We start from the raw sequence: 19,664 nt of genomic DNA, 5'->3' as shown, positions 1-19,664 counted from the left end.
CTGCCACCATCGCACATCGCCTGTGGATGGCCTGCGGACGGTGCGAAACGACGCGGCGGGCGCTAGGCGGGCGGGGCGTTCCAGGCGCGCAGGGCCGGGACGCCGTGCTCGTGGCCGAGGACCGAGATGGTGGCCGTGCCCAGCATCAGGTGGGCGCCGAAGGCCGTCGGCTGCTGCAGCCACCGGGCGGCCAGGGCGCGGGAGGCGTGGCCGTGGCTGACCACGGCCGCGTCGCCCAGGGCCAGCATCGGGCGCAGCCTGGTCAGGAAGCGGTCCAGGCGGTCGGCCACCCGCTGCGGGGTCTCGCCGCCGGGGCAACCGTCGCGCCACAGGTCCCAGTCCGGGTTCGCGGCGAGGATCTCGGCGGTGGTACGGCCCTCGTACTCGCCGTAGTCCCACTCGGCGATGTCGTTGTCGACCTCGGTGACGGTCAGGCCGGCCAGCTCCGCGGTGCGCAGCGCCCGGCTGCGGGGGCTGCTCACGACCGCGACGAACGAGCGGTTGGCCAGGACACGGCTCAGGGCTCTGGCGCCGGCCTCCCCCGCCGGGGTGAGGTCCAGATCGGTCGTGGAGGTGTGCCGGCCGTTCGCGCTCCACTCGGTCTGCCCGTGACGTACGACCACGATCTCTCCCATCAACACATTGTGCCGGTTGCGGCTACGCTGCACCGCGTGGACGGGGTACTGGTGCTTTGGGATGTCGACCACACGCTGGTCGACGTGGACGGGCTGGGCCGGGAGGCATACGACCTGGCGTTCCTGCGGCGGTTCGGCACCCCGGTGCTGCACCAGCCGCCGATGGCCGGGCGGACCGACCGGGCGATCGCCATCGACATGCTGCGCCTCAACGGCGTCCCGGTGACCGATGCCCATCTGGAGGACCTGCGGGCGGGCGCGGAGCTGGCGCTGGACGAGCTCGCGCACCTGCTGCCGGCCCGCGGGCGGGCGCTGCCCGGGGCGGCCGACGCCCTCGCCGCGGTCGGCGCGCACACGGTGCAGTCGCTGCTGACCGGCAACGTGCGGCGCATCGCCGAGGTCAAGCTCGGCCCGTTCGGCCTGATGTCGCACCTGGACCTGGACGCCGGCGCCTACGGCTGGAGCCACGAGGTGCGGGCGGAGCTGGTCGCCGTCGCCCGGCAGAACGCCCATGTCCGGTACAACCGGAATTTCGGGAAGATCGTGCTCGTCGGCGACACGCCGGAGGACGTCGGGGCGGCCCTCGCCAGCGGGGCCGGCGTGGTCGGCGTCGCGACCGGGAGGTACACCTCGGCGGAACTGAGCAGGGCCGGCGCGCACGTGACGCTCGAAGACCTCGCCGACACCGGCCGGGTCGAGGAGGCCGTCAGGACTGCCGCACGCTAGGCCGGTGCTCGTAGGGCGTGGACAGCACCACCGTCGTGCGGGTGGTGACGTTGGCCGCCGTCCGGATCTCCTGCAGCAGCCGCTCCAGCGCGAGGGGGCTCTCGACCCGCACCAGCAGCATGTAGAAGTCCTCGCCGGCCACCGAGTAGCACGACTCGATCTGCGGCAGCTTCGCCAGCCGCTCGGGCGCGTCGTCGGGCTGCGACGGGTCGAGGGGCCGGATCGCGACGAACGCGGTCAGCGCCAGCCCGAGCGCGTCGTGGTCGACCCGCGCGGTGTAGCCCTTGATGACGCCGCGCTGCTCGAGCCGGCGCACCCGCTGGTGCACCGCCGACACCGACAGCCCGACCCGTTCGGCCAGGTCGGTGTAGGACAGACGGCCGTCGACGGCCAGGGCGGCGACGATCGCGCGATCGGTCTCTTCCACGGTCCGAACCCTAACCTGCCGCGCAACCGGTTAGAGGGATCGGGAGATCACCAGCCGCTGGATCTGGTTGGTGCCCTCGAAGATCTGCAGGACCTTGGCCTCGCGCATGTACCGCTCGACCGGGTGGTCCGACACGTATCCGGCGCCGCCGAGCACCTGCACGGCGTCGGTGGTCACCCGCATCGCGGTGTCGGTGCAGAACAGCTTGGCCTTGGCCGCCTCCGCGCTGTGCGGCCGTCCGGCGTCGCGCAGCCGGGCGGCGGCGAGGTAGAGGGCGCGCGCGGCGGCGATCTGGGTGGCCATGTCGGCGAGCATGAAGCCGACGCCCTGGAACTCGGCGATCGGCCGGCCGAACTGCTCGCGCTCGCGCGCGTAGGCCACCGCGTAGTCCAGCGCGGCCTGGGCGAGGCCGACGGCGCAGGCGGCGATGCCGAGCCGCCCGCCGTCCAGCGCGCTCAGCGCGATCTTGAATCCGCTGCCGGCCTCGCCGATGAGCCGGTCGGCGCCGACGACGGCGCCGTCGAAGACGAGCTGCGCCACCGTGGAGGAGCGCAGGCCCATGGTCTTCTCCGGCGCCTGCGCCTGCACGCCGGGGGTGGCGGCGTCGACGAGCAGGCACGAGATGCCGGACGCGCCGGGGCCGCCGGTGCGCACGAACACGTTGTAGAAGTCGGCCTGCCCGGCGTGGGTGATCCAGGCCTTGGTGCCGCGCACGACGTAGCCGTCCGGCCCGGGCTCGGCCCGCGTCGCGAGGGCCGCCGCGTCGGATCCGCTGTGCGGCTCCGACAGGCAGTAGGCGCCCAGCAGCTCGCCGCCGAGCATGTCCGGCAGGTGCTTCTTGCGCTGCAGGTCGGTGCCGTAGGCCACGAGCGGGTAGCAGGACAGGCTGTGCACGGAGACGCCCTCGGCGATGGCGAGCCAGCGGGCCGCGAGCTCCTCCAGCACCTGCAGGTACAGCTCGTAGGGCACGCCACCGCCGCCGTGCTCCTCCGGGTAGGGCAGCCCGAGCAGCCCGGCGCGGCCGAGCAGGCGGAACAGCTCGCGCGGGAAGCGCCGCTCCGCCTCGAACCCGTCGACGCGCGGCGCCAGCTCCCCGTCGGCGATCTCGCGGACGAGGCCGATGAGGGCGGCGCCCTCCTCACTGAGAAACGGCCGGTCCACGCTCATAGGATCACCAGCTCCGTGTCGATGGTGTTGAGCCGCTCGGCGCCGTCGGGCGTGCAGACGACGATGTCCTCGATCCGGGCGCCGTGCCGTCCGGCGACGTAGATGCCGGGCTCGATCGAGAACGCCATGCCGGGCTCGAGCGGGGTCTCGTTGCCGGCCACGATGTAGGGGTCCTCGTGCGCGTCGAGGCCGATGCCGTGCCCGGTGCGGTGCAGGAACCGCTCGCCGTAGCCGGCGCCGGCGATGAGGTCGCGGGCGGCGGCGTCGACGGCCTGCGCGCTCACGCCGGGGCGCACGGCGGCGACCGCGGCGCGCTGGGCCTCGTGCAGCACCGCGTAGTAGGCGGCGAAGTCCGCGGGCGGCTCGCCGACGCAGTACACGCGGGTGGAGTCGGAGCAGTAGCCGTCGGGCATGCGGCCGCCGATGTCGACGACCACCGGCTCGCCCGCGGCGATGAGCCGGTCGGAGACGCCGTGGTGCGGGCTGGCGCCGTTGGGCCCGGCGGCGACGATGGTGAACTCGACGGTGGCGTGGCCGGCCTCGCGGATGCCGGCGGCGATGTCCGCGGCGACCTCGGCCTCGGTGCGCCCCGGCCGCAGCCACTCCCCCATCCGCTCGTGGACGGCGTCGATGGCCCGCCCGGCCCGGCGCAGCGCCTCCACCTCGGCCGGGCTCTTGCGCAGCCGCAGGCCGCGCAGCACCGCGCCGGCGAGGGCCTGGGTGGCGTCGGGCAGCGCGTCGCGCAGCGCGAGGACCTGCTCGGCCCACATCCGGTCGCCGAGCCCGACGGTCTTGACCCGGTCGCCGAGCAGGTCCCGGACGATGTCGTACGGATCGGTCCCGTCGGCGTGGTCGACCAGCCGGACGCCGACGGACGGCGCCGGCGAGGCCTCGGCGGCCGGGCGCTCCAGCCGCGGGACGATGAGCGTGGCCTCGCCGTCGGCGGGCAGCACGAGCAGGGTCAGCCGCTCCAGGGCGTGCGCGTCGTAGCCGGTCAGATACCGCAGGTCGGCGCTCGGCCCGATGAGCAGCGCATCGAGGCCCGCCTCGGCAGCGGCGCGCCGGGCAGACTCCAGCCGGTCGGGGGAATACAGCTCCACGACCATCAGCTTAACGCTCGTTTGGTTTTCCGTGGTACCCGGCCGGCGCCCGGCGGCAGGATCCGACGGATAGGTGATTGATCGCGGGCCGTGGCGTAATCTGTGCACGAAGGTTGAGTAAAGGCCCGAACTGAACCTCTTCCGACCGAGATGAGCTTCGCATCTCCATGAGCCATCCCAGCGCGCCGACGTCCAGCGACCGGGTCGTTGACCCGTTCGTGCACGAGGCGTTGCTCTACGAGGGGGCGATCGGCTTCCTCGACGGCACGATGAAGTTCATCTATGAGGGCTTCTCGCTCGACGAGCCCACCGCCGTCGTCGCGACGCCCGGCAACGTGGCGCTGCTGCGGGAGCGGCTCGGCGTGTTCGCCGACAGCGTGCGCTTCGTCGACATGACCCAGGCCGGGCGCAACCCGGGCCGGATCATCCCGTGGGTGCTGAGCCGGTTCATGGACGACCACCCCGGGCGCCGGGTGCGCATCGTCGGCGAGCCGATCTGGGTCGGCCGCACCCCGGAGGAGTATCCGGCGTGCGTGCAGCACGAGGCGATGGTCAACGTGGCGTTCGCCGGGCGCGAGGCGTCGATCCTGTGCCCGTACGACGTCAGCCGCCTCGACCGGCGGGCGATCGCCGACTCCCACGCGACCCACCCGGTCGTGGCCGACGACACCGGCCGGTTCCCCAGCGGCGCCTACGACCCGTACGGCATCACCGACACCTACAACGTGCCGCTGTCCGAGCCGCCGGCCGGCGCCACCACGATGCGCTTCGAGCTGGCCCGCCTGGTCGACGTGCGCCGCCGGGTCGCCGAGGTCGGGCTGGACGCCGAGCTGCCGGCGGAGCGCATCGTCGACCTGCAGAGCGCCGTCAACGAGCTGGCGGCCAACAGCATCCAGCACGCCGGGGGCTCCGGCACGCTGCGCACCTGGTACGACCACGAGCGGGTGGTGTGCGAGGTGCGCGACTTCGGCCACGTCACCGACGCGCTGATCGGCCGGCTCCGCCCGCCGGACGGCCGCGGGCGCGGCCTGGTCATGGTCCACTTCCTGGCCGACCTGGTGCAGCGACACACCAGCGCGACGGGCACCACGACGCGCATTCACGTGTTGCGCTGAGTAGTCTTGCCGGGTGGACCGACCCCTGTTGCTGATCGACTCGGCCAGCCTCTACTTCCGCGCGTACTTCGGCGTCCCCGAGGCCGCCGCGAAGGCGCCCGACGGGACCCCGGTCAACGCCGTGCGCGGGTTCCTGGACATGCTCGCCACCCTCATCCGCGGCCGTAGCCCCGACCGCATGGTGTGCTGCCTCGACGAGAGCTGGCGCCCGGCGTGGCGGGTCGCGCTGCTGCCCTCGTACAAGGCGCACCGGCTGACCCCCGCCGGCGGCGAGGACGTCCCCGACGCGCTCGAGACCCAGGTACCGATCATCCTGGAGTTCCTCGCCGCGCTGGGCATCACCGCCGTGGGCGCCCCCGACTTCGAGGCCGACGACGTCATCGGCACCCTCGCCGCCCGCGAGCCCGGCCCCGTCGAGGTCGCCACCGGCGACCGGGACCTCTTCCAGGTCATCGACGACCACAAGCCGGTCCGGGTGTTGTACTGCGGCCGGGGCGTCGCCAAGCTCGAGGTCCTCGACGACGCCGCACTGCACGCCAAGTACGGGGTGCCCGCCGCCGGATACGCCGACCTCGCCGCCCTGCGCGGCGACCCGAGCGACGGCCTGCCCGGCGTCGCCGGCGTCGGCGAGAAGACCGCGGCCCGGCTCGTGGACCGCTACGGCAGCCTCGACGGAATCCTGGCCGCGCTGGAGGACCCCGCGTCCGGCTTCGCGCCCGGGCTGCGCGCCAAGCTGGCGGCCGGCAAGGAGTACCTCGCCAGCGCCCGCGACGTCGTCGCCGTCTCCCGCACCGTGCCGATCCCGCCGCTGGACACGAAGCTGCCATCCGTCCCCGCCGACACCGACCGGCTCATCGAGCTCGCCCAGCGGTGGGGCCTGGCCGGCGCGGCCAAGCGCATCGTGGACGCGCTCGGCCGCGGCTAGACCCTCGGACAGAGGGTGGTCAGCCCTCCGCGGTGACCCGGACCGGGTCCACCCGCCAGATGAGGTCGCAGTAGTCGCGCACGGTGCGGTCGGAGGAGAAGAAGCCGCACCGGGCCGAGTTCAGCACCGACATGCGGGCCCACGCGTCCTGGTCGCGCCACGCCCGCTCGACCCGCTCCTGGCACTGCAGGTACGCGCGGTAGTCAGCCAGGGCCAGGTACTCGTCGCGGCCCAGCATCGCGTCGACGACCGGCGCGAACAGGGCGCGGTCGCCCTTGGCGAACACGCCGCTCGCGATCGCGTCGATCGCGGCGCGCAGCTCGGGGTCGCTCTCGTAGTACGAGCGCGGGTGGTAGTCGCGGCGCAGGTCCGCGGCCTGCTGCGCGTCGAGGCCGAACAGGAAGAAGTTCTCCGCGCCGACCCGGTCGCGGATCTCGATGTTCGCGCCGTCGAGCGTGCCGATCGTGAGCGCGCCGTTGAGGGCGAGCTTCATGTTGCCCGTACCCGACGCCTCCTTGCCCGCCAGCGAGATCTGCTCCGACAGGTCCGCGGCCGGGATGATCACCTGGGCCCGGGACACGTTGTAGTCGGGCGGCAGGACGACCTTGAGGTGCCGGGAGACCACCGGGTCGGTGTTGACCGCCTCGGCGACCCCGTTGACCAGCCGGATCAGCAGCTTCATGGCCTGGTACCCGGGCGCGGCCTTGCCACCGAACAGCACCGTGCGCGGTACCACGTCCAGATCGGGATTCTCCCGGATCCGGTTGAACAGCGTGATCACGTGCAGCAGCTTCAGGTGCTGGCGCTTGTACTCGTGGAACCGCTTGATCATCACGTCGCACAGCGCGTCGGGGTCGATGACCACGCCCGTGGACCGCTCCACCTGTGCTGCGAGGTCGACCTTGTTCGCGCGCTTCACGGCCCGCCACCGTTGCAGGAACGCCGGGTCGTCGGCCGCGCCGGCCACGGCGTCGAGGCGGTCCAGGTCGGTGAGCCAGCCCTCGTCGCCGAGCCGCTCGGTGACCAGCGCCGACAGCCGCGGGTTGGCCAGCCGCACGAACCGCCGCGGGGTGACGCCGTTGGTGACGTTGTGGAACTTCTGCGGCCACAGCTCGGCGAAGTCGCGCAGGGTCGTGGCCGTGAGCAGCTCGGTGTGCAGCTCGGCGACCCCGTTGACGGCGGTGCTGGCCACGACCGCCAGATGCGCCATCCGGACCCGCTTCTCCGGCTCCTCCTGGATGATCGACAGCCGGCGGATGCGGTCCAGGTCGCCGGGGTACGTCGCCTCGACCTCCTGCAGGAAGAAGTAGTTGATCGCGTAGATGATCTCCATGTGCCGGGGCAGCAGCCGCTCCAGCAGCGCCACCGGCCACGTCTCCAGCGCCTCCGGCAGCAGCGTGTGGCAGGTGTAGTTGAACGTCCGCCGGGTGATCGACCAGGCCAGGTCCCAGTCCAGCCCCTGCTCGTCGACGAGCAGCCGCATGAGCTCGGTGACGGCCATGACCGGGTGCGTGTCGTTGAGCTGGATGACGACCTTGGCCGGGAACGCGTCCCAGCCGGTGTTGCGCAGCCGGTACCGCCGGATGATGTCACGCAGCGAGCAGGCCACGAGGAAGTACTGCTGCTTGAGCCGCAGCTCGCGCCCCTGCTCGGTGCTGTCGTCGGGGTACAGCACCTTGCTGATGTTCTCGGCGCGCACGATGTCCTCGACGGCCTCCTTGTACAGCCCGGCCCCGAAGCGCGACAGGTCGAACGACTCGCGGCTGGCGCGGGCCTGCCACAGCCGGATGATGTTGACCGTCTGCGTGCCGTACCCCGGCACCAGCAGATGGCTGGGCTCGCCGCGCACGGTCTCGCCGGGCGTCCACTGCCGGCGCAGCCCGCTGGGATCGTCCAGGGCGGGCGCGGTGGTGCCGTAGAAGCCCACGAGCTGCCGGTCGTCCGGCGCGGGGAACTCCCACGGGTTGCCATAGAACGTCCAGTCGTCGGGCCGCTCCACCTGCGCGCCGTCGCGGAACACCTGCTTGAAGATGCCGAACTCGTACCGGATGCCGTAACCCACGGCCGGGATGTCCAGCGTCGCCATGGAGTCCATCAGACACGCGGCGAGCCGCCCGAGGCCGCCGTTGCCCAGCCCCGGCTCGACGTCGTACCCCTCCAGGTCCTCGAGGCTGACCCCGAGGTCCTCGGCGATCGCCCGCACGTACCGCTCCGTGTCCGTGTACAGCAGGTTCTGCCGCAGCTGCCGCCCGAGCAGGTACTCGGCGGACAGGTAGTACACGAACCGCGGGTTGGCGGCGTAGTGCGCGGCCGCGGTGCGCGCGTACCGTTCGACGAGCCGGTCCCGGACGGTGAGCGCAAGGGTCTGGTAGCCGTCGGACCCACTGGCGGACTCGAGCGTGGTACCCCGTTGGTAGTACAGGTTGCTGATGAGGTCCCGCTCGAAGTCCTCGAGCGTGGTGCCGACGGAACGCATTCTGGGGCGAGGCCGCGCATCAGTCACTGCTTCAGTATCCCGCGCCGCCCGCCCTCGCCTCCGCCGAGTCCACACTCCGCCGTCCTGCATCACGGCCGGCGCCCTTCTCCGTGATCAGGCCATGATGCTGTATGCCAGCACTCCTCGCGTCACGGCGGTCATCGCCTGGCGCGCCGTGCGCCGCACCGGCTCGGGCGCCCCGGCGGCGTCGGTGAGCTGGCCGAGCAGGTCGAGCACCTGGCGGGACCAGCGCACGAAGTCGCCGGCCGGCATGTCGCCCTCGAGACCGTGCACGCTGCCGAGGACCTTGGTGAGGGACTCGCCGCGGGCCCAGCGGTACATCGGCCAGACGAACCCGAGGTCGAGCTCCCGGGTGAGCTGCAGCCCCCGGGAGTCCTCGTCGTCGCGCAGGTCCGCCCAGAGCTTCAGCGTGGCGTCGATGGCGTCGGTGACCTCGCCGCGCGGTACCGATGCGCGGTCCTCGGCCTCTCGGCGAGCCTCGTAGACCAGCACGCTGGCGGCGGCGGCGAGCTCGGCCGGGCCGAGCTTGTCCCACACCCCGCGGCGCAGGCACTCGGCGACGAGCAGGTCGGTCTCCGCCCAGATCCGGGCGAGCATCCGGCCGGCGTCGCTGACCCCGCCCTCCGCGGTCAGGTAGCCGCGGTCGGTGAGCAGCCCGCAGACCCGGTCGAAGGTGCGCGCGAGCGACCCGGTGCGGCTGGCCACCTTGCCGCGCAGCCCCTCGGTGTCGCGCTCGAGGCGCCAGCGCCGCTCGGCCCAGCGGGCGTGCTCCTCACGATCGGGGCAACGGTGGCAGGGGTGGCGGCGCAGCGAGGCGCGCAGCGTGTCGAGCTCGTGGTCGTCGGCGGCGGCGCTGTTGCGGGCCCGGCCCGGCCGGCCCCGCTCCGCCGGCGCGAGCTCCATGCGGCGCAGCTGCGCGGCGAGGTCGCGCCGGTCCTGGGCGGAGCGGTAGTTGAACTGCCGGGGCACCCGGACCCGGCCGATCGGCTCGACCGGGGCGGTGAAGTCGGCGCCGGAGATCCGCCCGGCCCAGCGGTCCTCGGTGAGCACGAGGGGGCGCGGCTCGCCGAAGCCGCCGGTGCCCGGGTCGATGACGATCGCCAGGCCGGAGCGGCGCCCGGCGGGCACCCGGATAACGTCGCCGGAGCGCAGCCGCTCCAGGGACTCCAGGGCGGCGGCGCGGCGCTGCTGCACGCCCTGGCGGGCGATGGCCTTCTCACGGTCGGCGATGGCGACCCGGATCGCGAAGTACTCCGCGAAGTCGCCGAGGTGGCAGGACATCTCCCCGGCGTACGTCACCATGGTCTCGGTGTTGCGCTGCACCTGGCGGGCCAGGCCGACCACCGAACGGTCGGCCTGGAACTGCGCGAACGAGCTCTCCAGCAGCTCGCGCGCGGACGCGAAGCCGACGCTGCCGACGAGGTTGACCGCCATGTTGTACGACGGGCGGAAGCTCGACCGGAGCGGATAGGTGCGGGTGGAGGCGAGCCCGGCGACGTGGCGCGGGTCGACCTCGGGCGCCCAGACCACGACCGCGTGCCCCTCCACGTCGATGCCGCGGCGGCCGGCCCGGCCGGTCAGCTGGGTGTACTCCCCCGGCGTCAGGTCGACGTGCGCCTCGCCGTTGAACTTGACCAGCCGCTCCAGCACCACGCAGCGGGCCGGCATGTTGATGCCCAGGGCGAGGGTCTCGGTGGCGAAGACCGCCTTGACCAGGCCGCGCACGAAGAGCTCCTCGACGACCTCCTTGAACGCGGGCAGCATACCGGCGTGGTGCGCGGCCAGGCCCCGCTCGAGGCCGTCGAGCCACTCCCAGTACCCGAGCACCTGCAGGTCCTCGCTCGGGATGCGCCGCGTGCGCTCCTCGACGATGGAGCGGATCTCGGCCCGCTCGTCGGGCCCGGTCAGGCGCAGCCCGGCGGCCAGGCACTGCTGCACGGCGGCGTCGCACCCGGCCCGGCTGAAGATGAACAGGATCGCGGGCAGCAGCCCCTCACGGTCGAGCCGCTCGACGATCTCCGGGCGGTACGGGCCGGTCCAGCGGCCCCGCTTGCCGCGGCGCAGGTCGCCGCCGGCGAGCTCGACCCGGCGGAGCATCTCCCGGTGGTACCGCAGCAGCTCGGGGTGCACGTCGTGCTTCTGCGCGGCCTCGGCGTCGTGGAACAGGTCGAACATCCGCTTGCCCACGAGCATGTGCTGCCACAGCGGCACCGGCCGGTGCTCGCTCACCACGACCGACGTCTCGCCACGCACGGTGACGAGCCAGTCGGCGAACTCCTCGGCGTTGGACACGGTCGCCGACAGCGACACCAGCGTCACCGACTCGGGCAGGTGGATGATCACCTCCTCCCACACCGCGCCGCGGAACCGGTCGGCGAGGTAGTGCACCTCGTCCATGACCACATACGACAGGCCCTGCAGCGTCGCGGAGCCCGCGTAGAGCATGTTGCGCAGCACCTCGGTGGTCATCACCACCACGGGCGCGTCGCCGTTGATCGCGTTGTCGCCGGTGAGCAGGCCGACCTTCGGCGCGCCGTAGCGCTGCACCAGGTCGTTGTACTTCTGGTTGGACAACGCCTTGATGGGCGTGGTGTAGAAGCACTTACGCCCCTGCCGCAACGCCAGGTGCACGGCGAACTCGCCGACCACGGTCTTGCCCGCTCCGGTCGGCGCGCACACCAGCACCCCGGTGCCGCGCTCGAGCGCCTCGCACGCCTCGGCCTGGAAGGGGTCGAGAGCGAACTCCAGCTCCTCCGCGAACGCGGTCAGCGCCGGGTGCCGGTTCGCGCCCTCGCCGCGCAGCCGCGCCGCCTGGTAGCGGTCTGCGGGGCTGAAATCAGTGTCCTCGGTACCGCTCACGCCCCCAAGGCTAGGCGAACGATGCCCGGATCCGCTTGTGGGTATCGTGCTGGCGTGCCGGAAAGCGATGAGTCACTCACTTCCCGCCGACCGATTGAGGCGGTGCTGCTGGACTTCCACGGCACGCTTGCGCAGGTGGAGGACGCTGTCCGCTGGGTGATGCTGGCGGCGCAGAGCACGGGCACGACGCTGGAGCGCGGCAGGGCGACCGTCCTGGCCGACCGGCTCACCACCGCCGGCCGGGCGGGCGGGCCCCGGCCGCACCGGGTGCCGGCACACCTGGGCGAGGTGTGGGCCGACCGGGACCTGTCCGTCGACGCGCACCGCGCCTGCTACACCGGCCTCGCCGCCACCGTCGACGAGTCCCTGGCCACGGCCCTGTACGACCGGCTGCTGCTCGCCGACGGCTGGGAGCTCTACGCCGACACGGTGCCCACCCTGCGGGCCCTGCGGGCGGCCGCCGTCCCCGTCGCCGTGGTGAGCAACATCGGCTTCGACCTGCGGGCCCTCGCCGCCGACCTGGGCTTCGCCGACCTCGTCGACGAGTTCGTGCTCTCCTACGAGGTGGGCCGCACCAAGCCCGACCCGGCGATCTTCTGGCGGGCCTGCGCGGCGCTGCGGGTCGACCCGGAGCGGGCCCTGATGGTCGGCGACACGCCCGCCGACGCCGGCGCCGCGGCGGCCGGCTGCAGCGTCCTTGTCCTCCCGGAGAGTGAACCGGGCAAGGTGCACGGCCTCGGCGCCGTCCTGCGGCTGCTGTAGCCGGGGTATGGAAATCACCCGAGCCGGGAAACAGTGTCGCAACACCGGCTCTGCGCTTGTCGTGCCGTCCCGCCGCGACGACAGTGCAAGCAACGACACGAATGCTTTGTTTGCGGAGGTACACCATGCCGATGAACCGCTGGGATCCCACGAACGCCCTGGCCCGCCTCGAGCAGGACATGGGCAACGCCGCCCACCACGCCCACGGTGCGTCGGTGAGCACCGCGACCGACGGTGACGACCTGGTCATCACCGTCGAGGGCGTCGACCCGTCCGACGTCGACGTCCAGCTCGCCGGCGGCCGCCTGACGATCAAGGGCAGGAGCGGCAGCAGTACGTCGGAGAGCCACGACGTCGGCGGCGCGCACTTCTCGTCCAGCTCGAGCAGCTCGAGCTCGTTCAGCCGCACCTTCTCGGTCCCGGACGGCGTCGAGCAGTCCGACGTGTCGACCGAGCGGACCGGCGGCGGCGTCAAGATCCGCATCCACAACGCCGCCTGACCGTGGGCGCCTGGTCTGGGTCGATCACCGCGAAGCGTCATCGAGCCAGACTGGGCGGAGCGCGCATTTCGGACGCCGGGGACGCTCCCCCGGCGTCCGCGCCGTTCAGGCGAGCAGGGTCAGCGCTCCCGGCACGCACGTGATCGTCACGGGCAGCGGGCAGATCCGCTCCCCGTCCGCGTAGGCGGTGATCCCCGCGCCGGCCAGCTCCACGGTGCGGGCCCGGTGGGTAGAGACCCGCCGGTCGAGCACGTGGGTGCCCTTGAGCACCCTCGGCCGCAGCCGCATCAGCGTGAGCCGCCCGAGCGGCTCGGCCACCACCACGTCGAGCAGCCCGTCGGACGGGTCGGCGCCGGGCGCGATCCGGAACCCGCCGCCGTAGCTCTCCGTGTTGCCGACGGCGACGAGCACGGAGTCGAACTCGGTGACGGCGCCGTCGAGGCTCATCCGGTACCGCCGGGGCCGCAGGGCGAGCAGCTCCTCCACGATGGCCCGGTTGTACCGCTGCGCCCCCTTCGGCCAGCGCATGCGGTTGGCCCGCTCGTTGACGAACGCGTCGAACCCGGCGGCGAGCACCGCACCGAACCAGGCGGCGGTCCCGTCCGCCCCGCTCACCCGGGCGAGGTCGACGGCGCGGCTGCGCCCGTCGCGCAGTGCGTCGGCGGCGACCCCGGCCGCGGCCACCGGCGAGGCGGGCAGCCCGAGCCGCACGGCGAAGTCGTTGCCGGTGCCGGCGGGCACGATCCCGAACGGCACACCCGTCCCGGCGACGGCCTGCAGCCCGAGGTGCACGGTCCCGTCCCCGCCCATGGCCACGAGCGCGTCGCACCCGTCCGCGACGGCCCGGTGTGCCCGCTCGCGCGCCTCCGCGGCGCTACCCCCGCCGAGCATCACCACGTCCGCCCCGTCGGCCCGCAGCCGCTCCTGGACAGCGGGCAGCAGCCCGGCGCGCCGCCCCTTGCCGGCGGTGGGGTTGGCGAGCAACGCAATGTTCACGGCGCAGACTGTAAACGTTCAATGCCCGGGCCCGCGAACGGCAAAGCGAACGGCGCCCCGGGCACAGGCCCAAGGCGCCGCTGAAAGCCGGTCGCGGTGTTACGTGACGTCGTCGAAGCCGCGGTCCAGCGGCCTCGGCCGCTCGATCGGCGCCGGCGCCGCCACTGGGGCCGGGCCGTCGACCGGGTCGTAGCCGCCGATCGGGCTCGCGGCCTCGACCGGCTCGACGTCGTAGTCGTCCAGCGAGGAGACCTCGTCGTCGCCGATGTTGGCGTACGCCGGCCGGTTGCGGCCCCGGCGCTTGTCGTTGAACATGGCGAAGCCGACGGACGCGAAGTACAGCGACGAGAGGGCCAGCGCCAGTGCCGTCATGCCGAACGGGTCGGCGGTCGGCGTCGCGATCGCGGCGAAGACGAACGTGATGAACACCGCGAACCGCCACCAGCCGAGCAGGCGCTTGCCGGTGACGATGCCGGCGATGTTGGCCAGCATGACGCCGAGCGGGAACTCGAACGCCAAGCCGAAGACCAGCATCATGCCGGTGACGAAGTCGACGTAGCGGGTGATCTCCAGCGTGGTGGTGATGTCCGGGCCGGTCATGTTGAGCAGGAAGATGAGGCCCTCTGAGACCACCAGGAACGACAGGTAGGCGCCCGCGGCGAACAGCGGGGCTGCGAGGCCGCCGAAGAGGTAGGCCCAGCGGCGCTCGTTACGGTGCAGGCCCGGCGCTATGAACGCCCACAGCTGATAGAGCCACACGGGGCCGGCGATGATGAGCCCGACCCACAGCGCGATCTTCAGCTTCAGCACCAGCACGTCGGTGACGCCAAGCTGGACAAACGGGCAACTCCAGCCGGCCGGGAGCGTGTGATGGTCGGCTGACTTCTGGATCGCCCTCTCCATCATGAGATGGCAGTAGGGCTCCTGGATGAAGTTCAGCACCGGCTGGGCCAGCCACCACGCGATGATGGTGCCGATCAGGATCGCCAGGCACGCACGGAAGAGCCGGGTCCGGAGCTCCCGCAGATGCTCCATGAGGCTCATGGAGCCGTCTGCGGCGCGCTCGAAGTTCGACGGCTGCTTGTTACGCCGCCGTGCGAGGATGCTCACGACCGGAGTGCGCCTCAGCGCTCGCGAGCGTGATCGACCGGGTCGACCCGCGGCTTCGGCGACGGCTGGCTGTCGGCGATCTCGCCGCTGAGCGGCTGCCGGCCCGACTGCGCCTCGGCCTTGGCGTCCACGTCGTCGTCGGCGAGGCCCTTCGTCTCGGCCTTGATGATCCGCATCGAGCGTCCGAGCGCGCGCGCCGCGTCAGGCAGACGCTTGGCGCCGAACAGCAGGATCAGCACCACCACCAGGACGATGATGTGCCACGGCCTAACTGCACCCATTGAAGCCACCTCACTGTATTCGAGCTGCCTCGCCCATCGTACTGACCACCGGCGGGCGAGGGCAGAGGCCGGTTAACGGGAATGGGTCCGGCCGCTGAAGTCTTGACGAGTGTTGACGCTGCCGCACCGGATCGTCAACCACCCATCCGGACAAAGGTGCGATTTGCCCGGTTGATCCGGCAGGTTTGTTAACCGTTTTCCGTGCTGCCGTCGCGCCTCGCCTGCATCGCGAGGGACTTCTCCTGCATGGCCTCCAGCTGCGGCAACATCGTCTCGACCGTCTGCTGCAGCGCGACCAGGCGGGGCTCCACCCGCCGCTGACCGTCGACGAGGCGCGCCTGCATGGCGCGGGCGGCGTTGTCGAACTCGCGGAGCCGGCTCATCACGCTCAGCGCGACGCCGATCAGGACGATGAGCGCGACGACGACGATTCCGCCCGAGATCCACCAAAGCACGTCATCGACTCTAGTGCACTTGACATCCTGTGGTCGATGTAACCCAGTCGATCAAGAGGGCGGCCCTTGCCTGATCATGGCTCTTACCGAGAAACCGTGACAAGAGACAAGGGCTGCCGTGAACTGCCCTGTATCAGCGGGCGGACGCGTTGTTCGAGCTGTGCGACGCGGTGCTGTGCGCGGACGGTCCGGTGGGCAGCCCTGGTCGGGTTGTCGCTGGCCGCCGAGCACCGTCGCGGGCACGGGGCGCTGTATGACGCGGTCAACGCCGGCCGGATGCGGGTCGATCGGCTGCGCCGCGAGCTGGCCGGGTTGCCGTTGCCGGGCGACACCCGCTGATCCTGGTGGTCTTCGACGGTCGTCGTCAGGAAGCGTGGCGGAGGAACGCCGTCCGTTCCTCGTCCGTGAGATCTCGTGTCACGCGGGTCCGGGCCAGAGCCAGAACGTCCTGGACGTCCTGGCAGGCGTCGCAGCGCCAGACGCGGGTCGTGCCGTCGCCGTGCCCGGTCGCCAGGTGGCGGCCGTCGCGAGCGAAGGTCACCTCGCCCACGGAGGCGCCGAAGCCGTCGATCACCACCGGTTCGTCGGCGGCCGTGTTCCAAATGCGGACGGTGCCGTCGTCGCCGCTGCTGGCGAGATGCCGGCCGTCCGGGCTGAATGCCACACTCCGCGCCTGGCCCTCGTGTCCTCGCAGGACTACGGATCCGCCGCCGGTCGTGTCCCAGAGCCGGACGGTGCCGTCATTGCCGCTGGTGGCGAGATGCCGGCCGTCCGGGCTGAACGCCACACTCCGTACGCCGCCCTCTTGCCCGCGCAGGACGAGGGGTTTCCGGCCGCCTGTCGTGTCCCAGAGCCGGACGGTGCCGTCGTCACCACCGCTGGCTAGCCGTTGCCCGTTGGGGCTGAATGCGACGGCGTTGACGTCCCGGTCGTGCCCACGCAGGACGAGCGGTTCCTGATCGCCGGTCGTGTTCCAGACGCGTACTGTGCCGTCCTGCCCGCCGCTGGCCACCCGCCTTCCGTCGGGGCTGATGGCCACGGTCCACACCGAGCCTTGGTGTCCGTGGAGGGTGCGTGGGGCGGTGTCGCCGGCCGATCGCCAGATGCGGACCGCGCCGTCGCTGCTGCCGGCGGCCGTTTGGCGCCCGTCGGGGCCGAAGACCACGTCCGTTATGGCTCCGCCGGGGCCGTTCAGGACCACGGTGTCGTCGATGCTTCTGGTGTTCCAGATGTGTACCGAGCCGTCCTGGCCGCCGCTGGCGAGGCGTGAGCCGTCGGGGCTGAAGTCGACCGGCCCTACCGAGCCCCGGTGGCCGTTCAGCATGAGCGGGTCTCCATAGCCCGACGTGTCCCACAGACTCACGGTCCCGTCCGCGCCCGCGCTGGCCAGTTCGTGCCCGCCGCGCGGGTCGAAGGCGACGCCCCAGACCACACCGCGGTGTCCGCGCAGTGTGAGCGGGTTGACGGCGCTGCCGGTGTTCCAGATCCGGATCGTGCCGTCCTGGCCGCAGGTGGCGAGATTCCGGCCGTCGGGGCTGAACGTGACGGCTTCCACGATGCCAGCGTGCCCCTGCAGGACCTGCGCGCTGTCCCGCGCCGCCGTCATGTCCCACATCCGCACGGTGCCGTCCTCACCTGAACTGGCGAGCCAATGACCATCCGGGCTGAATGCCACACTCCGCACCGGTGCGCCGTGGCCGGTGAGGCGCCTCTCCAGGCTGCGGTCATTACTGTTCCACACGCGGACGGTGCCGTCCGCGTGTGCGGCCGCTAGGTGCTTGCCGTCCGGGCTGAACGCGACACTCCACACCTTGCTCGGGTCGCCGGGCAGGACGACGGCGCTATGCACGGCCAGGTCCCAGATACGTACGGTGCCGTCCGCGCCGCCGCTGGCCAGCTTGCGGCCTTCGGGGCCGAACGCCACGTCCAGCACCGGACCGGCGTGACCGCGCAGCACGACCTCCTGCGTCGTGCGCCAATCCCGGACCTGGACGGTCCCGTCCTCGCCAGCCGAGGCCAGCCGCTGGCCGTCCGGGCTGAACGCCACGCCCCACGCCGGGCCCTGATGCCCGCGCAGCACGGTCACCGGTGGCCCCCGCAGCACCCAACCCGCCCGTGCCCACACCCGTACGACCCCGTCCCGGCCACTGCTCGCCAGCCATCCGCCGTCGGGGCTGAAGGCCACGCCGTTGACCGCGCCGTCGTGCCCGGCCTTCACGGTCGCTCGTCGCCGGGAGGTAACGGTCGCCTGCCGCAGGACCGCCTCGGTCTCCGGCGTGGGTTTCGTCTCGTAGGCGCGAATCGCCAGCAGCAACGCCAGCTCGGGATCGAGCGGGAGCTGGCTCCTCGCCTTCGCGGCCAGCTGCTCCGCGTACGCCAGGTCCCGTTCGTCCCTGGCCCGGTTGGCCGCCGCCAGCGTGGTCACGGCGAGCACACTGACGACGAGCACCGTCAGCACGAGGGCCGCCACGCCCAGACGCAGGCGCCGGCGAGCTGAGGTGAACTCGAGGGCTCGCAGCTCCCGGCCGGCGGTCAGGAACGCCCGCTCGAGTTCGTTGCAGCGATCGATCGGACGGTCATCCAGGGCCGCGAGTCGAGCACCCCGGTACAGCACGTCGTCGCGGAAGCCGCCATCGCGCCACTCGACCGCGGTGACTGTGAGATGGCGATGCGCAAGCAGCGCCTCCCGGTTCTCCGCGAGCCAGCCACACAGCGTCGGCCAGCACCGGATCAGCGCCTCGTGCGCCATCTCGACAGTGTCCTCGTCCAGGGTCAGCAGGCGCGCCGCGGCCAGTTGGTGCAATACCGCGGACACGTCGGGGTCGTGACCGAGCTCGGAACGCGCGACCCTGCGCCTTGTGTCGATGGCGCCGTCGCCGTACGCGGTCAGGCGCAGCAAGATGTCGCGGGCCACGGCCTGCTGGGTGCCGTCGAGCTCACGGTAGGCGCGTTCGGCCGTCTGCGCGACGGCGCCCTGGATTCCGCCCGCGACGTGGTAACCGGTCAGCGAGACGGCGTTTCCCCGGCGCCGGTGCCAGGTCTCCAGCAGCGCCTGGGACATCAGCGGCAGGTAGCCGGGCTGACCGCTCGCATCGTTCAGGATCGTGGTGACCAGGGTCCGCTCCACCATGAGCCCACTGCGGCGGGCGGGTTCTGTGATCGCCCGGATGAGTTCGTCCGGGGTCATCGGCCCGATCCGGATCTGCGCGCCCTGCAGGGCTTGCACGAGCTCGGGATGATCCGCGCAGCGGGCGTAGCAGTCCGCCCGGACGCCGAGCACCACCCTGGTCCGGCTACCGGCCGAATTCGACGCCGCGAGCAGTGTCCGGATGAACTGCTCGCGGTGCCGCTCATCGCAGGGGTTGGCGAAGATCTCCTCGAACTGGTCCACGATCATGATCAGTTCCGCCTCGGCGGGCTCCTCGGCCAGCGCTTGGCGTACGGCCAGGCCCAGGTTGCGAGCGTCGGCGGTGAGTTCCGCCAGCAGGCTGCCGGCTGCCAGGTCCAGCTCGCGCGCCACCCTGACGGCGCATTCGCTCAGCGGGCTGTCCCCCGGCGTGAGGGCCACCACGCGCCGGTGCGGGCCGCCTTGCTGCAGTGCAGGAACTAGCCCGGCGCGGAGCAGCGACGACTTCCCGCTTCCGGAGGCGCCGAACACGGCGAGAAACCGGCGATCGGCGAGGCGGCCGACGAGCTGGTCGACGAGCTGCTCGCGACCGAAGAAGCGATCGGCGTCCGCGCGCTGATAGGCCACCAGGCCCAGGTAGGGCCTTTGCCCGTCGGCCTCCTCGCTGGCGGCTTCGGCTCGGGGCCCGGCGCCGCCCAGTTCGGTGGCGATCTCCCGCCAGCGGGACTCCCATGCCGCCCGGTCCCCGCCGCACGCGACGGCGTACGCCAGCGTCACCTCCAGCGATGGCAGCCGTTCGCCCTTGGCGGCGTCGGCCAGCGTGGTGGACGAGTAGTGCGCCTGCAGCGCCAACCGCCGGTAGCTGGGACGGCCCGCCTCGTCGCGCAGCTTGCGCAGTTCCCAGGCCAGCCGCTGGATCGGGCCGGTCTGGGGATCCAGCGGACTCTCTGGTCGGCCGGCCGCCACGTACACCCCCATTGAC

General features: G+C 72.2%; 16 protein-coding genes and 1 pseudogene. 6 read left to right on the top strand and 11 right to left on the bottom strand.

What is annotated here, in order from left to right; translation table 11 throughout:
- Positions 1 to 62: 62 nt before the first annotated feature.
- Entirely contained in the window at positions 63 to 635 is a 573-nt protein-coding gene (locus ACGFI8_RS28205) for a histidine phosphatase family protein (protein ID WP_392809411.1), read from the bottom strand.
- Between the two features lie 36 nt (positions 636 to 671).
- On the opposite strand from ACGFI8_RS28205, the gene ACGFI8_RS28200 reads away from it, so the two are divergent.
- Positions 672 to 1,361 carry an HAD family hydrolase gene (locus ACGFI8_RS28200; RefSeq protein WP_392809409.1) on the top strand — a complete coding sequence of 230 codons (690 nt, stop codon included), beginning with the start codon at positions 672 to 674 and terminating at the stop codon, positions 1,359 to 1,361.
- Here the strand turns inward: ACGFI8_RS28200 and ACGFI8_RS28195 are convergent.
- The 3 genes from ACGFI8_RS28195 to ACGFI8_RS28185 are packed head-to-tail and all read right to left on the bottom strand — an operon-like array spanning position 1,342 to position 4,061.
- Positions 1,342 to 1,788, bottom strand: coding sequence for an Lrp/AsnC family transcriptional regulator (locus ACGFI8_RS28195; RefSeq protein WP_392809407.1), 447 nt, complete (start codon positions 1,786 to 1,788; stop codon positions 1,342 to 1,344). The genes ACGFI8_RS28200 and ACGFI8_RS28195 overlap by 20 nt on opposite strands.
- 30 nt (positions 1,789 to 1,818) lie before the next feature.
- A complete protein-coding gene (locus tag ACGFI8_RS28190) occupies positions 1,819 to 2,955 on the bottom strand; it encodes an acyl-CoA dehydrogenase family protein (RefSeq protein ID WP_392809406.1) in 1,137 nt (378 codons plus the stop codon).
- Positions 2,952 to 4,061: a M24 family metallopeptidase gene (locus ACGFI8_RS28185; protein ID WP_392809405.1), complete on the bottom strand. Its 1,110-nt coding sequence runs from the start codon at positions 4,059 to 4,061 to the stop codon at positions 2,952 to 2,954. The genes ACGFI8_RS28190 and ACGFI8_RS28185 overlap by 4 nt, the downstream gene beginning before the upstream one ends.
- Positions 4,062 to 4,222: 161 nt before the next feature.
- Here ACGFI8_RS28185 and ACGFI8_RS28180 point away from each other — a divergent pair, with 161 nt between their 5' ends.
- Together ACGFI8_RS28180 and ACGFI8_RS28175 are read left to right on the top strand one after the other, a co-directional pair.
- A complete protein-coding gene (locus tag ACGFI8_RS28180) occupies positions 4,223 to 5,170 on the top strand; it encodes an anti-sigma factor RsbA family regulatory protein (RefSeq protein ID WP_392809404.1) in 948 nt (315 codons plus the stop codon).
- A gap of 13 nt (positions 5,171 to 5,183) precedes the next feature.
- On the top strand, positions 5,184 to 6,095 hold the full coding sequence (locus ACGFI8_RS28175) for a 5'-3' exonuclease H3TH domain-containing protein (protein WP_392809402.1): 912 nt from the start codon (positions 5,184 to 5,186) through the stop codon (positions 6,093 to 6,095).
- Between the two features lie 19 nt (positions 6,096 to 6,114).
- On the opposite strand, the gene ACGFI8_RS28170 is transcribed toward ACGFI8_RS28175, so the two are convergent.
- Entirely contained in the window at positions 6,115 to 8,571 is a 2,457-nt protein-coding gene (locus ACGFI8_RS28170; protein ID WP_392809400.1) for a glycogen/starch/alpha-glucan phosphorylase, read from the bottom strand.
- Positions 8,572 to 8,685: 114 nt separating this feature from the next.
- Complete coding sequence (locus tag ACGFI8_RS28165) at positions 8,686 to 11,451, bottom strand: DEAD/DEAH box helicase (protein WP_392809399.1); 2,766 nt, start codon at positions 11,449 to 11,451, stop codon at positions 8,686 to 8,688.
- A gap of 21 nt (positions 11,452 to 11,472) precedes the next feature.
- Between ACGFI8_RS28165 and ACGFI8_RS28160 the strand changes: the two genes are divergently transcribed.
- Together ACGFI8_RS28160 and ACGFI8_RS28155 are read left to right on the top strand one after the other, a co-directional pair.
- Positions 11,473 to 12,213: an HAD family hydrolase gene (locus ACGFI8_RS28160; protein WP_392809398.1), complete on the top strand. Its 741-nt coding sequence runs from the start codon at positions 11,473 to 11,475 to the stop codon at positions 12,211 to 12,213.
- A gap of 131 nt (positions 12,214 to 12,344) precedes the next feature.
- Positions 12,345 to 12,713, top strand: coding sequence for an Hsp20/alpha crystallin family protein (locus ACGFI8_RS28155; RefSeq protein WP_392809396.1), 369 nt, complete (start codon positions 12,345 to 12,347; stop codon positions 12,711 to 12,713).
- Between the two features lie 105 nt (positions 12,714 to 12,818).
- Here the strand turns inward: ACGFI8_RS28155 and ACGFI8_RS28150 are convergent, their stop codons facing one another.
- The 4 genes from ACGFI8_RS28150 to ACGFI8_RS28135 all read right to left on the bottom strand — a co-directional run bounded on the left by ACGFI8_RS28150 (position 12,819) and on the right by ACGFI8_RS28135 (position 15,555).
- Positions 12,819 to 13,709, bottom strand: a complete 891-nt coding sequence (locus ACGFI8_RS28150) for a diacylglycerol kinase (protein WP_392809394.1) — start codon at positions 13,707 to 13,709, stop codon at positions 12,819 to 12,821.
- A 99-nt stretch (positions 13,710 to 13,808) separates the two neighbouring features.
- Positions 13,809 to 14,753 (bottom strand): twin-arginine translocase subunit TatC, encoded by a 945-nt coding sequence (gene tatC, locus ACGFI8_RS28145; RefSeq protein WP_392809634.1) that lies wholly within the window; start codon positions 14,751 to 14,753, stop codon positions 13,809 to 13,811.
- An 80-nt stretch (positions 14,754 to 14,833) separates the two neighbouring features.
- Positions 14,834 to 15,100, bottom strand: coding sequence for a Sec-independent protein translocase subunit TatA (tatA, locus tag ACGFI8_RS28140; RefSeq protein WP_392809393.1), 267 nt, complete (start codon positions 15,098 to 15,100; stop codon positions 14,834 to 14,836).
- A gap of 188 nt (positions 15,101 to 15,288) precedes the next feature.
- Entirely contained in the window at positions 15,289 to 15,555 is a 267-nt protein-coding gene (locus ACGFI8_RS28135) for a hypothetical protein (protein ID WP_392809392.1), read from the bottom strand.
- Positions 15,556 to 15,683: 128 nt separating this feature from the next.
- Here ACGFI8_RS28135 and ACGFI8_RS28130 point away from each other — a divergent pair.
- Positions 15,684 to 15,879, top strand: a pseudogene (locus ACGFI8_RS28130) (transposase); the annotation flags it as partial.
- 40 nt (positions 15,880 to 15,919) lie between these two features.
- Here the strand turns inward: ACGFI8_RS28130 and ACGFI8_RS28125 are convergent.
- Complete coding sequence (locus ACGFI8_RS28125) at positions 15,920 to 19,660, bottom strand: hypothetical protein (RefSeq protein WP_392809391.1); 3,741 nt, start codon at positions 19,658 to 19,660, stop codon at positions 15,920 to 15,922.
- Between the last annotated feature and the right edge of the window lie 4 nt (positions 19,661 to 19,664).

The organism is Dactylosporangium sp. NPDC048998, from assembly GCF_043197855.1.
Lineage (GTDB): Bacteria > Actinomycetota > Actinomycetes > Mycobacteriales > Micromonosporaceae > Dactylosporangium.
The sequence above is the reverse complement of the archived record's forward strand: the minus strand, read 5'-3'. Positions and strand labels throughout refer to the sequence as shown.